Source organism: Xaviernesmea oryzae (assembly GCF_900109605.1).
GTDB lineage: Bacteria > Pseudomonadota > Alphaproteobacteria > Rhizobiales > Rhizobiaceae > Xaviernesmea > Xaviernesmea oryzae.
In genome coordinates this window covers 81680-96200 of record NZ_FOAM01000001.1, presented here as the reverse complement: position 1 = coordinate 96200, position 14521 = coordinate 81680, and the positions used below count along the sequence as shown (strand labels likewise).

The 14521-nt window shown below is 63.1% G+C and carries 9 protein-coding genes; 4 read left to right on the top strand and 5 right to left on the bottom strand.

Annotated elements, in window-relative coordinates; translation table 11 throughout:
* Window positions 1-7: 7 nt before the first annotated feature.
* Window positions 8-883, bottom strand: a complete 876-nt coding sequence (pdxY, locus tag BMX61_RS00395) for a pyridoxal kinase PdxY (RefSeq protein WP_075627507.1) — start codon at window positions 881-883, stop codon at window positions 8-10.
* A 24-nt stretch (window positions 884-907) separates the two neighbouring features.
* Between pdxY and BMX61_RS00390 the strand changes: the two genes are divergently transcribed.
* From BMX61_RS00390 to BMX61_RS00380, 3 genes are all read left to right on the top strand, one after another.
* Window positions 908-1123: a molybdopterin-guanine dinucleotide biosynthesis protein MobB gene (locus tag BMX61_RS00390; protein WP_139198841.1), complete on the top strand. Its 216-nt coding sequence runs from the start codon at window positions 908-910 to the stop codon at window positions 1121-1123.
* 79 nt (window positions 1124-1202) lie between these two features.
* The gene (locus BMX61_RS00385; RefSeq protein ID WP_075627406.1) at window positions 1203-5957 is read left to right on the top strand and encodes an NAD-glutamate dehydrogenase; all 4755 of its coding nucleotides are present in this window, start codon (window positions 1203-1205) and stop codon (window positions 5955-5957) included.
* 307 nt (window positions 5958-6264) lie between these two features.
* Window positions 6265-7689 carry an MFS transporter gene (locus BMX61_RS00380; protein WP_075627407.1) on the top strand — a complete coding sequence of 475 codons (1425 nt, stop codon included), beginning with the start codon at window positions 6265-6267 and terminating at the stop codon, window positions 7687-7689.
* Between the two features lie 137 nt (window positions 7690-7826).
* Here BMX61_RS00380 and purH read toward each other — a convergent pair whose 3' ends face one another.
* The 4 genes from purH to htpX all read right to left on the bottom strand — a co-directional run bounded on the left by purH (window position 7827) and on the right by htpX (window position 14052).
* Window positions 7827-9437 carry a bifunctional phosphoribosylaminoimidazolecarboxamide formyltransferase/IMP cyclohydrolase gene (gene purH / locus BMX61_RS00375; RefSeq protein WP_075627408.1) on the bottom strand — a complete coding sequence of 537 codons (1611 nt, stop codon included), beginning with the start codon at window positions 9435-9437 and terminating at the stop codon, window positions 7827-7829.
* A 289-nt stretch (window positions 9438-9726) separates the two neighbouring features.
* Entirely contained in the window at window positions 9727-11340 is a 1614-nt protein-coding gene (locus BMX61_RS00370; protein ID WP_083639410.1) for a heparinase II/III family protein, read from the bottom strand.
* Window positions 11341-11683: 343 nt separating this feature from the next.
* Window positions 11684-13081 (bottom strand): RsmB/NOP family class I SAM-dependent RNA methyltransferase, encoded by a 1398-nt coding sequence (locus tag BMX61_RS00365; RefSeq protein ID WP_075627410.1) that lies wholly within the window; start codon window positions 13079-13081, stop codon window positions 11684-11686.
* Window positions 13078-14052: a zinc metalloprotease HtpX gene (htpX, locus tag BMX61_RS00360; protein ID WP_075627411.1), complete on the bottom strand. Its 975-nt coding sequence runs from the start codon at window positions 14050-14052 to the stop codon at window positions 13078-13080. The genes BMX61_RS00365 and htpX overlap by 4 nt, the downstream gene beginning before the upstream one ends.
* Before the next feature lie 262 nt (window positions 14053-14314).
* On the opposite strand from htpX, the gene BMX61_RS00355 reads away from it, so the two are divergent.
* Complete coding sequence (locus BMX61_RS00355) at window positions 14315-14491, top strand: DUF1674 domain-containing protein (RefSeq protein ID WP_075627412.1); 177 nt, start codon at window positions 14315-14317, stop codon at window positions 14489-14491.
* Window positions 14492-14521: the final 30 nt, after the last annotated feature.

The window sequence follows — 14521 nt, the reverse complement described above, 5'->3', positions numbered from 1 at the left end:
CGAAACCCTATCGACGCCGTTCGCGTGAGGGATGGAAGAGGTGGCGCATCTGCACCATGGCCATGGGGCTCGCAAGGCTCGCGGCGTCCTGGGTCAGCGTCATCTCGTCGGAACCGCGCCGCGCAGACCGCGCGACGATCTCGAAGACGCTGGCCGTCGCAAGATGCAGCGCACGCTCCTCCTCCACACCTTCCAGAAGCCGCGCGAGAAAGAGGGCGGCCAGCAGATCGCCGGTGCCTTTCGGCGCGTTTTCCACCAGCCGGTGCTCTGCCAAAAGCGCGTGGCGGCCGGAGAGATAGAGATTGCCGGTGCTGCCGGATATCATCGGGAAAGCGGATGTCACCAGAACCCGCTTTGGCCCGAGTGACAGGGCCGCGTCGAGCAGCTGGTTGTTGTCCTCAAGAGCAGCGCCAGTCAGCCAGGACAGCTCGAAACGATTGGGCGTCGTCAGTCCGGCCAGCGGAAGAAGCCGGTCGCGGATCGCCACCGCCGTGGCATCGGGCACGTAGATGCCCCGTTCATCGCCGATCACGGGGTCGCAGGCATAGATCAGATCGGGATTGCGCGCTGACAGGCTGGTGACCAGCTCGGCAACGGCCTGTGCGTGATCCGGCAGTCCGAGATAGCCTGACAGCACCGCCTTCACCTCGCCGATCCAAGGCGCGGCCATCAGGTCCTCGACCATGCGTGAGAAGACGTCGGCCGGCAGCGGCATGCGCGTGGCGGGACCATGGCCAGGATGCCAGGGCAGAATGACCGTCGGCAGGGCCCAGACGGCATGGCCGAGTTGCTCCAGGCCAAAGACAGCGGCGCGATTGCCGACCGTGCCGCGCACCACATGGCTGGAGATGACGATGACGGCGCCATTTTGCGCTTCCGACATGCTGGCCTGCCCCTTGAATTGCCTATGCCCGCGAAAACCTGCCGCATGCATGGCGCGCCGGTCACGCTCCTGTCAACCGAAGGCTTCAAAAAGCTTCGCAGCCCGCGACTCATTCTGCTCAGGCCTGCGGCAGGGCAGGAGTTCGAATGCGGCAAGGTCGAGGCGAAAGTGTTAGCAAAGGCGAACAGGTACTTGATCGAACAAGTTTTTTCAAAATTGCGAAGAATTTTCGATTTCTAAGGATTCTGCAGTAGGGTCACAGAACAGGGTGGGTTTAGACGCCCGCATCGGGAGGACGATCTTGAGCACGAGGCAGGACATGATGGAGCAGACCGCATCCGGGCAGGACCAATTGGTGGAGGGGATCGACGCGAGCCTTCTCTTCGCGCATGCCAGTCAGGACGATCTCGAAGCCTATGACGTGTCGATGCGCCGGCAGACGGCTGCAATCGCCGCCAGAGAGATCGCTGCCCATCAGGCCGACGACAGCGGCAGCCCCCGCATTTCCGTTCTCGACTCCGACGCGATTGCGCCTGGCGGCCAGCCTGTATCCATTCTCGCGATCACCGACCGCAACATGCCCTTCCTTTATGACTCCGTGATGGGGGAGGTGACCGGCACTTATCGCGACATGCTGCTGGCCATTCATCCGATCGTCGAGATCGGCGCGGATGGCCAGGTGCAGGCCTTCGATGCCGAGGCCCATGGCGACCCCTCACGCCGCATCAGCCACATCCAGCTGCACCTGCCACGGCTGAGCCCCGCGGAGGCCGACGCCCTGAAGATCCGTATCGCCAGCGTCCTCGCACAGGTGCATGTCGCGGTCGGCGACTGGCAGGCGATGATCGACCGCCTGGACGATGCCATGAGCGCGTTGAAAGCCAATGCGCCCTCCAAGCGCAAGGGTGACCGCAAGGAGACGCTGGCCTTTCTGAAATGGCTGCGCGACGACAATTTCACCTTCCTCGGCATGCGTGAATATGGCTATTCGGGCGAGGGGGAAACAGCCGTTCTGGAGCGCGGCAGCGGCCATGGGCTCGGCATCCTGTCCGATCCGGATGTGCGCGTGCTGCGGCTTGGCCGCGATGCCGTGGTGACGACGCCGGAGATCCTTGCCTTTCTTCAAGGCCCCGATTTTCTGATCGTCACCAAGGCGAACGTCAAATCCGTCGTCCACCGCCGGACCTATATGGACTATGTCGGCATCAAGCGCTTCGATGCCGAGGGCCGCGTGATCGGCGAACTGCGGATCGTCGGTCTTTTCGCCTCCTCCGCCTATGCGCTGCCGGTCTCCGAGATTCCCTTGATCCGGCAGAAGGTGGAGCGCGTGGTCGAGCATTTCGGCTTCGATCCGGAAAGCCATTCCGGCAAGATGCTGCTCAACACGCTGGAATCCTATCCGCGCGACGATCTCTTCCAGATCGACACCGAGCTTCTGCAAGCCTTTTGCGGCCAGATCAACGAGCTGTCCGACCGGCCGCGCGTGCGCGTACTGGTGCGTGCGGATCGCTTCGATCGCTTCGTGTCGGTGCTCGTCTACGTCCCGCGCGAACAATATGATTCGCACGTGCGTGAGCGCATCGGCCTTTATCTGAAGACGGTCTATGACGGTCGTGTCTCTGCCTTCTACCCGGCTTTCCCGGCTGGCGGCCTGGCGCGGGTGCATTTCATCATCGGCCGTACCAGCGGCAAGACACCTGACGTGCCGCAGCGCCAGCTGGAAGCGGCCGTGCGCGACATCGTCACCAGTTGGTCCGACCGGCTGGAACGTCTGGTCCGCCATGATCATGTGACGCTTGCCGCCGGCGATGCCTACCAAGCTGCCTTTGCGCCCGAAGAGGCCTATGGCGATCTGCCGGCGATCCGTGCCGTGACGCCCGAGGATCCGATCCGCATTTCCTTCTATCAGCGCTCCAACAAGGAAAGTCACTTCCTGGAGCTGAAGATCTTCCATGCCGAACGTCCCGTGCCACTGTCCAAGCGCGTGCCGCTTCTGGAAAATCTCGGCTTTTCCGTGATCAGCGAGCAGACCCATGAGCTGACGGTGACTGACGGGCAGGGCGCTCGCCTGGTCATCGTCCACGACATGGAGCTGACGCACCGAGATGGCATGGCGCTCGATCTCGCGAAGGCCGGGGCGCGGCTGGAAAATGCGTTTCTCGCCGCATGGACCGGCCTTGTGGAAGACGACGCCTATAACCGTCTGGTTCTCCTGGCCGGGCTGACGGCGCGCGAAGTCACCATCCTGCGCGGCTATGCCCGCTATCTGCGCCAGGCCGGCATCACCTATTCGCAGGACTACATCGCGGAAACGCTGAACAAATATGCGCCGCTTGCCGCCGAACTCGTCAGGCTATTCCTGGCACGCATGGATCCGACCGCCGCGCCGGAAGCGCGCGAGGAGGAGGTAAACCGCCGGCTCGCCGCACTGGAGGAGGGGCTCAACGCCGTGCCCAGCCTCGATGAGGACCAGATCCTTCGCCGGCATCTGAACGCCGTCCTCGCCACGCTGCGCACCAACTACTTCCAACAGGATGCCGCTGGCGCGTCGCCAGCCATGCTGGCGATGAAGCTCGATCCGAAGCTGCTCGACGGCCTGCCTGAGCCTCGGCCCTTCCGGGAGATTTTCGTCTACGGCACTGAGGTCGAGGGCGTTCACCTGCGCTTCGGCAAGGTCGCGCGCGGCGGTCTGCGTTGGTCGGACCGCGCCCAGGATTACCGCACCGAAGTGCTCGGTCTCGTCAAGGCGCAGCAGGTGAAGAACGCCGTTATCGTGCCTGTCGGCGCCAAGGGCGGCTTCTATCCCAAGCAGCTGCCGGCTGGCGGCAGCCGCGATGCGGTCTTTGCCGCCGGCACAGAGGCCTACAAGACCTATATCCGCACGCTGCTCTCGATCACCGACAATATCGTCGATCAATCCGTGATCCCGCCTGAGAATACGCTCCGGCTCGACGAAGACGACCCCTATTTCGTCGTCGCGGCCGACAAGGGCACGGCCACTTTCTCGGATACGGCCAATGGTCTGGCGCAGGAAGCCGGCTTCTGGCTGGACGATGCCTTCGCCTCCGGCGGTTCTGCCGGCTACGATCACAAGAAGATGGGCATCACCGCGCGCGGCGCCTGGGAGACGGTCAAGCGCCATTTCCGGGAAATGGATGTCGACATCCAGCGCATGCCCTTCACCGTCGCCGGCGTCGGCGACATGTCGGGCGATGTCTTCGGCAACGGCATGCTGCTGTCGCGCCAGATCCACCTGATCGCCGCCTTCGACCATCGCGACATCTTCATCGACCCGACCCCGAACAACGAGACCTCCTTTGCCGAGCGGGAGCGGCTCTTCGCCTTGCCGCGCTCCTCCTGGCAGGATTACGACCGCAGCCTGCTGTCCGAAGGTGGCATGATCATCTCACGCACGGAAAAATCCGTCCGCCTGACGACACAGGCCGCGGAGCGGCTGGGACTGGCCCAGACCACCGCCACGCCGGCAGAGATCATGACGGCGATCCTGAAAGCACCTGTCGATCTCCTCTGGTTCGGCGGCATCGGCACCTATGTCCGCGCCCCGGGAGAAAGCGATGCCGAAGCGGGCGACAAGGCCAATGACGCGATCCGCATCTCAGCCGACGAGGTCGGCGCAAAGGTCATCGGAGAGGGCGCCAATCTCGGCGTCACCCAGCGCGGCCGCATTGCTTATGCCCTGAAAGGCGGGCGGTGCAATTCCGATGCGATCGACAATTCGGCCGGCGTCAATTCGTCCGACGTCGAGGTCAACATCAAGATCGCGCTCGCCTTCGCGCTGAAAGATGGAAGGCTGACCCGCGAGGCCCGCAATGTCCTGTTGGCCTCGATGACAGACGAAGTCGCACATCTCGTTCTGCGCAACAACTATCTCCAGTCGCTCGCTATCTCACTCACCGAGCGGCAGGGTGCGGCCAATCGGACGCCCCTGGCGCGGCTGATGAGCCGGCTGGAGGCAATCGGCCGGCTGAACCGCAAGGTGGAATTCCTGCCATCCGAGGCGGCCTTGAGCGAGCGCTATCAGTCGGGCAAGGCCCTGACCCGGCCGGAGATCGGCGTGCTGCTCTCCTATGCCAAGATCGTGCTCTTCGACGATGTCCTCGACAGCGATCTGCCCGATGACGCCTATTTCCGCGACACCTTGCTCGGCTATTTTCCGGCGACCATGCATGCGGGCCATGAGGGCGATATTCTCGCCCATCCGCTGAAGCGCGAGATCATCGCCACCGTTCTGGCCAATGAAACGATCAATCGCGGTGGGCCGGCCTTCGTTACCTCGCTGGTCGACCGCACGGGCGTGCTGCCCTCCGACGTGGTCAAGGCCGGCGTCCTTGCGCGGGACGGCTTCGATCTGGGCGCGCTCTATGCTCGCATCGATGCGCTGGACACGCAGGTCGGCGGTGCCCTGCACAACAGCCTCTATGAGGATGTCGGCCGGATCTTTGCCGTTGTGACGGAGCGCGCCTTGCGCACCCGCATCGTTGCCGGCCCCTTGGGTGCGGCCGTCAACCGGCTTCGGGCTGCCCTGATCGAACTCAAGGCCGCGCTTGAAGACAGCATTTCCGAGGAAGCCCTCAACTTCGCGCGCAGCCGTGCCGAGGCGCTGATGGCCGAGGGTGCACCGGCAGACATTGCCGAGACGATCGCCACGCTCCTCCCTCTGACGCTCGTGCCGGAAATCCTGCAGATCTCGGATGACACGGGCGTTTCGCTGACCCGCACGGCGCAAAGCTATTTCGCCGTGACGGAGCGGCTGAAGGTCGGCCAGCTCCTGGTTTCGGCCGAACGGGTGACCTTCACCGACCCTTACGAGGCCATGGCGCTGTCCCGCTCGATTGGCGATCTTGCCCAGGCGCGACGCGCCATCACCGTTGCCGCGCTGACCGCGCACAAGGACGAGGAAGATCCGGTTGCCGCCTGGCAGGATGCCTCGCGCGACCGTGTCCAGCGCGTCGCGGCCGACCTGACGACGCTGACGGGGAAAGGCGAGGCCACGCTTGCCAAGCTCAGCGTGGCCGCTGGCCTGCTCGGTGATCTCGCACGCCCGCCGGCCTGATCGACGCTGGCCTGATCAATGAGAGGTGCCGGTCGCGCGGCCGGCACCTCTGACAATTCGTCAAAGTATCAAGGCCGCGACCGATGTCACGTGTCCGTTAACCTTTATACCCAGCAGTCCCCGCCATGCTCGGGCTCCGCTCGCGCAGCCTCGCGAAAAGGGCCTGCATCCTCCGCGGCATTTTGGGCAAGAGGGCGTCACCGGATTGGTCAGTACGGCGGTCCAGGCGAGAACCATTGCCAGCTTCCCTGCTTCGTGTCCTATTCTCCCTCGCGCTGGAGACGCCGCTTGGAGAAAAGGCTGGAGCATGACGGATCTCGATATCGAACAGGGCGCGGCAGACAAGGCAGAACGGCCCGCCGGGCGCGCCGCGGTCTGGGGCTGGATGCTGTTCGACTGCGCGGCCCAACCCTTCTTCACCGTCGTCACCACCTTCATCTTCGGCCCCTATTTCGTCTCCCGGCTTGCCGCCGACCCTGAAGCGGGGCAGGCCTGGTGGAGCCTGATGCTGACAATCACGGGCATTGCCATCGCCATCCTCTCTCCCATCCTCGGCGCGCTTGCCGACCAGACGGGCGGACGCAAGCGTTGGATCGGCCTCTTGGCGGCGATCAAGATCGTCAGCCTGTTTGGTCTCTGGTTCGCCGCGCCCGGCAGCGGCCTGATGACAGCCTTCGTCTGCATGATCTTCGCCACGCTGGCCGCAGAATTTTCCATCGTCTTCAACGATGCCATGATGCCGCGCCTTGTGGCGCCCTTCGATGTCGGCCGGGTCTCCAACATCGCCTGGGGCATCGGTTATCTTGGCGGCATGGTGGTGCTGATCGCCGTGGTGCTCTTGCTTGCCGGCAGCCCATCGACCGGCAAGACGCTCCTTGGTATCGATCCGCTCTTCGGGCTCAATGCCATGCGCGGAGAAGATGCGCGCATCACCGGGCCGATTGCCGCTCTCTGGTACGCGCTCTTCATTCTGCCGATGTTTCTCTTCACACCCGATCCACGCCGCCATGACATTCGCGCCGGCGCGGCGATCCGCAAGGGGCTGACGGAACTGAAAGACACGCTCCTCAGCCTGCGCCATCGGCCGGGCCTGGCACGCTTTCTCGGTGCGCGCATGCTGTTCCAGGACGGGGTCAATGGACTGATTGCGCTCGGGGGCGCCTTTGCGGCGGGCATGTTCGGTTGGGGCACGACCGAACTCGGCCTGTTCGGGATCATCCTCAACGTCGTGGCCATTGGCGGTTGCCTGGCTGCAGGTCGTCTGGACCGTCTGGTCGGTGCAAAGAGGCTGGTGATGGCGAGCCTGATCTGCCTGGTGGTGGCGACCCTTGGCATCGTCGGCACCGGGCAGGGCTTCACGCTTTATGGCCTTCTACCACTGCCGCTGGAAGGATCGGGTGGCCTCTTCCCGACCGCTGCTGAAAAGGCCTATATCGTCTACGGGCTGCTGATCGGCCTCGCCTTCGGTCCCGTTCAGGCCTCGGCGCGTGCCTATCTCGCCCGTTCGATCACGGCGGAAGAGGCTGGGCGGATCTTCGGCCTCTATGCCTTTACCGGCCGTGCCACCTCATTCCTGGCGCCCGCTGCCGTCGGCCTCGTCACCGTGGCGACAGGCTCGGCGCGCTGGGGCATGGCCACGCTGATCCTCTTCCTCGCTGCCGGCCTGTTGATTCTCGCCTTCACACCCTATCCGGCCGAGACGATCAAGCGGGATGCAAGCTCGGAACTCTGAATCCGGCTTCCGATCGTTGTTGTCTATCCCGTTGGAATGTTTCACGGGAAACATTGTCGAGGACCGAGACCATCTCTTCTCCAAACGAAAATGCCCGGGACGATACCCGGGCATTGGCGCTTTTGAAGGAAGCGATATCAGTGGCGGAAGTGTCGCATACCGGTGAAGACCATGGCCACGCCGGCTTCATCCGCCGCCGCGATGACCTCCGCATCGCGCATGGACCCACCCGGCTGGATGACAGACGTAGCGCCAGCGGCAATGGCCGAAAGCAGGCCATCGGCGAAGGGCAGGAAGGCCTCCGATGCGACGGCCGAGCCGATCGTCATCGGCTTTTCCAGGCCCAGCGCCTTGGCCGCATCCTCTGCCTTGATCGCGGCGATGCGTGCTGAATCGACGCGGCTCATCTGTCCAGCGCCGATGCCCACCGTCTGGCCGTCCTTGGCATAGACCACGGCATTAGACTTGACGTGCTTGGCCACCTTGAAGGCGAATTTCATGTCGGCCAGTTCCTGCTCGCTCGGCGCGCGCTTGGTCACGACCTTCAGGTCGAGATCCTCCACCATGCCATTGTCGCGCGTTTGCACCAGCAGGCCGCCGGCCACGGTCTTCGCGGTGAGCCCCGGTGTACGCGGATCCGGCAGAGCGCCTGTTACCAGCAGGCGGAGATTGGGCTTGCGGGCGATGACGGCTTTGGCCGCCTCGCTGACGGCAGGCGCGATGATCACTTCGGTGAAGAGCTTCACCGCCTCTTCCGCCGTGGCTTCATCCAGCTCGCTGTTAAAAGCGAGAATGCCGCCAAAGGCAGAGGTGGAATCACAGGCCAGTGCCCGGCGATAGGCTTCGACCAGGCTTTCGGCCGTGGCGACGCCGCAGGGATTGGCATGCTTGATGATGGCGCAGGCCGGCAGGCCGATCTGAAATTCGGCCACCAGCTCGAAGGCGGCATCCGTATCGTTGATGTTGTTGTATGAGAGCTGCTTGCCCTGCAGCAGCTTGGCGGTGGCGACACCGGGGCGCTGCTCGCCAGTCAGGTAGAAGCCCGCCTTCTGGTGCGGGTTCTCGCCATAGCGCAGCTCCTCGCTGAGCGTTCCGCCGATGGTCCGGTTCTTCGGCATTGGCATATCCAGCACCTCGGCGAACCAGCCTGAAATCGCCGTGTCATAGGCAGCGGTGCGGGCATAGGCCTTGGCAGCCATAGCGCGGCGAAAGGCAAAGCTGGTTTCGCCTGTGGCCGATAGCTCGTCGGTCAGGGCCGCATAATCGGCAGGGTCGGTAATGACGGTAACATAGGCATGGTTCTTCGCCGCCGCACGGATCATCGCCGGGCCGCCAATATCGATATTCTCCACCGTCGTCGGATAGTCCTCGCCTTTGGCGCGCACCTCCTCAAAGGGATAGAGATTGATCACCGCGAGATCGATGCCGGAAATGCCATGGGCCTCCATCGCTGCCTGATGCTCGGCATCGTCGCGGATCGACAAAAGGCCACCATGGACTTTCGGATGCAGCGTCTTGACGCGACCATCCATGATTTCCGGAAAGCCCGTGATCTCGGAAACATCGGTAACATCGAGGCCAGCCTCGCTCAGCGTCTTGTGCGTGCCGCCCGTCGACAGCAAGCGAACGGATTTCTGCGCGAGCGCGCGGGCAAGCTCGACAATGCCGCTCTTGTCGGAGACGGACAGGAGTGCGGTCTTGACCGCGACACGGTCGGGAGCGGGGATCTTCTTGGATGCGACGGCCATGGAGGCTCCTTGGCGAACGGGCCGGAGCATGGCGGGCCTGATCCGGCGGACAATCAGGACGCCCGGACATCTTCAAGCCTGCGGGAGGCATGGCAAAAGCGTCAAACCAGGCGGCCCGCGATGCGGGTGACGCGGGCGCTCTAGCACAGCGGCAAGGCTGTGGAAACCGCGCTCGCCTTGTTGGATCAGGCAAGCCGGGCTGAAATCGACATGTTTTTAAAAGGCGCATCTTTCCAGACGCCGTGCCGGCTCCGAAAGCGGAGGTTCAAGGCCAGCTATGGGCTGACGCTCAGATTTCCCGCTCCAGGGTCCACTGCACCTCCGAGGTTTCGGCTAGCGCGAAGGTCAGCGTCAATTGCTTGGAGGGCCGAATACCCGAGGGATCCGCAAAGAAGACATCGTCCTCGATCTCCACAGGCACGTCGATGCAGGAAAACACCCAGCAATCTCCGTCCGGCGCCACCAGCGCCACTTCGTTTTCGCCCTGCCGCTCCAGCGTGATCGCCGGATGGACGTGGAAGCGGGCGGTGGCGACATGCGGGCAGTCCGAGCCGGGGTCTTCGCCCCGGCGGCGGATGAAGCGATCGCGCCCACGCAGCAGCGCGCCGCCGGAATGCAAGGCAAGATCGCGCTCATGCTTCAGGCCGAAGAGCTTGAGATATCCATCATGCGCGGCGACCACGCTGTCGGCGCCGCCTGAGGTCTGCTCGCGCCGGCTTTCAACATGAGCAAGACCACCCGTGACGATCGGTCCGAGGAAGGCCGATTGCGAGAGCCTGGCGGAGGAGTGATCGTTCAGCGTCACGGTGGAATGCGCGGCGGTCGAGCGGGCGAGCTGGCGATAACGCTCGCCGGCAAAGGCAGGCGCTCCGGAATTGATGATGAACCGGTGCTGGCCCGAGGACATTTCAAAGGAGAGGCAGCCGGCATGAGCGGTGCGCGACAAGGCGGCCGATAGCGGCGCGCCCACATCCATGATGACCACCACATCCTCGAAAGCGAGCCGCTCATAACGGCCGTTGGGCAAGGCCTTGAACGGTGCACCTGCCGTTTCGTCATAGCGCAGCACGGACATCAGCTCGCTGGCCAGCGTCGTCTTGGCACCGTTGAACAAGGCAAGCTCGCCGCCGCGATGGCGGAAGAACCGCAGCGCCGGATACATGCGGTCGATGCAGGGGATCAGACGCACTGGCACGTCATGACCGAGATTGACATAGGTCTGGCGCAACGGCAGCAGATCGAAGAGGAGATCCATGGCGCTGCGTGGATTGCGCGAACAATGGCTGCCATCCGGCAGGATCTGCCGGTCGAGTTCGTGATCGAGCTGGCGCGCTGCTTTACGAATGGCAGCGAGCGAAGCAGGCATGGCGATCGAGGCCATGGCCAGTGCAATGCGCACCCGCAAGCGGGCCTGCCCCTCGGGCGCCGTATCGGCGATATGGCGGAGATAGCGCAGCTGAAAAGAGAGGCTCTTCAGAAACCGCCTATAAAAATTGCGCTCGGCATTCTTTAAAATGACGGGAGAATGCGACAGCCAGGCAATGACCCGCCGTGCGAGGGTTTCCGGCTCCCAGGAAGGGCTGCCGGCAAAACGGCGGCCATGGGTGCGAAACCAGTCATTGAAGATGGTGCGCAGCCTGGCGAAATCCTCATCCTGCGTGAGCGTGCGCATATGGCGTACCCAGCTGAACGAATGCAGCGAGACGGCAAAGGCCTGGGATGGCAGGTCCATTTCAAAAGGCGAGCGCCCTTGTGTTTCCAGCTCCCGCCCTGCCAGGGGAAACCGCCCGTCGAGGATTTCCTCGGCGACATAGGGATCGACGGCACGAAGATCCGTCGGCGCAACGATCAGCCGATCCGGGGCCGGACCGGAAAAACGCAGCACCGTGCGCCGCCCCAGCATGAGGCGATGCGAGACGCGCCGCCAAGCCTCGTGAGAGTACAGATAAAGCAGGCGCCGCCGATCGGTCGAGGACGGAGAGGAAATTTGCACATCTCCCGCACAAGGCCTGCGCCGACCGCTCGAGGCGCTTCAGAAGCGGAGGCTGACACAAGCTGCGAATCACATGAAGGGTTCACGGAAGGTTTACCCGATGCGCCCTTAAAGCCCTACTGCTGATTCAGCGCTGTACGTGGAGAAGCGGGGGATAACGTCCGATCTGTCCGCCTCAAGACCATCCGATCGTTCCGCCAAGGAGGGCCGGAATGGCGACACGAAGACAGTCAGCGTCGGAAGAAAAATCCACTCAAGCCAAGGGATGCAACGGCCGGCGAAGCCGGACTGCGTAGAAACCGTCCAAGCCGCCGGCGAAACCGTCTTCAGCTGCGATCATGGCCGGAGTCGTGCGCATGTCGCCCAGCGGCGTGATCGCCATCTCCAATCCGGGCCAATCGGCTGGTGACAGAGCCCAACGTTCGGCCACCCCTTCTTCGATCAAGCGCGCCACCATGGTTTCGCCTTCACGCGGGTCCAGCGAGCAATTGGAGAAGACAACCACCCCACCGGGCCGCACCACCGTCAGGGCATGGCGCAGCAGGCGTTCCTGCACCTGGGCAAGCTTGTCGATTTCCTCGGTGCTCTTGGTCCAGAGCACATCGGGATGACGGCGGATCGTGCCTGTGGAGGAGCAGGGCGCATCGAGCAGAGCTGCGTCGAACAGGCGGTCCGGCGCGAAATCGGCCATGTTGATCAGCTGTGTCTTCGCTTCCAGATTGAGCCGCTTTAGATTGGCCTCCAGACGCTTAAGCCGGTTGGCGGATTGATCGAGAGCCGTCACCTCGGCGCCGGCCAGAATCAGCTGGGCGGTTTTCCCGCCGGGCGCTGCGCAAAGATCGACGATACGCTGCCCTGCAAGATCAGCGCCAAACAAGCGAGCGGGCAGGGAGGCCGCAGCATCCTGTACCCACCAGACGCCCTCCTCGTAACCAGGCAGATCGGTGATCGTGCCGGAAAAGTTTCGCAGCCGAATCGATCCTGTAGGAAGAAGCCGTCCGTCCAGCTTCTCCGCCCAGGCCTGTGCATCCGCCTTCACCGTCAAGTCGATTGCAGCGGGAGCGAGCACACTGGCTCGAATATGACGGGCCGCCTCGTCACCATAGGCTTCCGCGAGCCGCGCATCGAACCAGGCAGGAAAAGTGGAACGCTCCTCAACCGTAGCGAGCATCTCGTCTTTTTCACGCGAGAGACGGCGCAGCACGGCATTAACAAGCGCGGCAAAGCGCCGGTTTCGTGGATCGGCCTGTGCCTGTTCGACCGCGAGATCGACTGCCGCATGGTCGGGAACATCAAGATAAAGGATCTGCGCGGCGGCGGTGACCAGGAGATGCTGAAGCGCGCGCGCGCCATCCGGCAGCGGCGTCTTCATCAGACTTCCCAAGAGATACTCGATACGCGGAAGGAAACGAAGCGATGTGGTCAGAATCGCCCGGACAAGCCCACGGTCCTCCTCCGGCAAATCACGATAGACCGGGCTGCCGTTGGCGGGGTCCAAAAGACCATCAAGGGATGTCTTCTTGTCGATGACAGCGCCCAGAAGCCGGGCTGCTGCCTGACGAGCCGCCAGACCGGGCTTTGCCGCCACTTTGGCCACACCCGCGCGGTTGGTTCGTTTCGCAGACGAATCGGTACGGTGGCGGTCATTCATCGGTTCCAGGGGCCTTTCGGAGGACGGCTTGCGCTTGTGCCTGAACCGGTTAAGGGAACCGAACGGCCGGGGCGATAGCGGCCACTAGCAGCCTGTGGCCGATCCGTCGAGGCAAAAGCGCCAAAGCCGGGTTCCGCAGCCATGTGTTGAAGGGCAGCAATCCGGTTTTCCGTGTTCGGATGGGTGGAAAACAGATTGTCCATCCGCTCGCCGGAAAGCGGATTGATAATGAACATATGAGCCGTGGCAGGATTACGCTCGGCCTGCCAGTTCGGCACCTGATGCGCGTAGCTGGAGATCTTGGCCAAGGCCGAGGCAAGCGCCAGGGGCTGACCACAGATTTCGGCGCCGCGTCGATCGGCGGAATATTCCCGTGTTCGGCTGATCGCCATCTGCACCAGCATCGCGGCAAGCGGGGCGACGATGATGGCCAGCAAGGTTCCGACGACGCCCAGCTGATTGTTGTTCTCCCTGTTGCCACCGAAGAAGAAGGCGAAATTGCCGAGCATGGAGATCGCGCCCGCTAGGGTGGCTGTCAGCGTCATCGTCAGTGTGTCACGGTTCTGGACATGGGCGAGTTCGTGCGCCATGACACCCGCCACTTCCTCATAAGTCAGCGCATGAAGCAGGCCAGTCGAGGCGGCAACGGCGGCATTCTCCGGATTTCGACCTGTGGCAAAGGCATTTGGCTGTGGACTGTCGATAATATAGACACGCGGCATCGGCAGCCCGGCACGCTCGGCCAGTTGCGCCACGATGCCGTAATATTCGGGCGCCGTCCGTGCATCCACCTCTTGCGCGTTATACATACGGAGAACCATGCGATCCGAGTTCCAGTAGGAAAACAGATTCATGGCGGCCGCCAGAAGCAAGGCGATCATCATGCCGCCGCGACCACCGATCAGGAAGCCAACCGCCATGAACAGCGCCGTCATGAAGGCCAGGAGCATCGCGGTGCGCATGAGGTTCATTGCAGATCAACTCCAATGTTTCACGTGAATCATGGATGGGCTGGCGGACGAACGCAGCCTTCTCTCCTTGCGATCCTGCCTCTATATGTGGGGTAAGACGATGCGGCTTCAACGCTTGATGACGAGAGTTGCACAGACAGGAGCATCTGCCGGCATTTGGACGCCGCTTGATGTTACAGGATTTTGCTTTTGCGTCGGACTGAACCGCAATACGGTCCCCGCTTTTCGGTCCGTTGCTCTTATTGATGAAAGGAGCGCTCCCATGGAGGATGCGAAGAAGGATCTCTCACCCGCAGCGCAGCGAGCCTTGCAGGAAGCCGAAGCACGCCGCCGGGCGGCCCGGCCTGAGGAACAGCCGAAGGAAATCGGTGGCCGTGGCGGCGAAGACCCTGCCCGCTTCGGCGACTGGGAGATCAACGGCCGCGCAATCGACTTCTGATCCTGTCGCTCATCCCGGGCTTGATCAGCT

Coding starts and splice junctions, on each gene's coding strand:
- BMX61_RS00390 (WP_139198841.1), top strand. CDS start 908: ATGCCCGCGAAAACCTGCCGCATGCATGGCGCGCCGGTCACGCTCCTG.
- BMX61_RS00380 (WP_075627407.1), top strand. CDS start 6,265: ATGACGGATCTCGATATCGAACAGGGCGCGGCAGACAAGGCAGAACGG.
- BMX61_RS00355 (WP_075627412.1), top strand. CDS start 14,315: ATGGAGGATGCGAAGAAGGATCTCTCACCCGCAGCGCAGCGAGCCTTG.
- pdxY (WP_075627507.1), bottom strand. CDS start 883: ATGTCGGAAGCGCAAAATGGCGCCGTCATCGTCATCTCCAGCCATGTG.
- BMX61_RS00365 (WP_075627410.1), bottom strand. CDS start 13,081: ATGAATGACCGCCACCGTACCGATTCGTCTGCGAAACGAACCAACCGC.
- BMX61_RS00385 (WP_075627406.1), top strand. CDS start 1,203: ATGATGGAGCAGACCGCATCCGGGCAGGACCAATTGGTGGAGGGGATC.
- BMX61_RS00370 (WP_083639410.1), bottom strand. CDS start 11,340: ATGCTGGGGCGGCGCACGGTGCTGCGTTTTTCCGGTCCGGCCCCGGAT.
- purH (WP_075627408.1), bottom strand. CDS start 9,437: ATGGCCGTCGCATCCAAGAAGATCCCCGCTCCCGACCGTGTCGCGGTC.
- htpX (WP_075627411.1), bottom strand. CDS start 14,052: ATGAACCTCATGCGCACCGCGATGCTCCTGGCCTTCATGACGGCGCTG.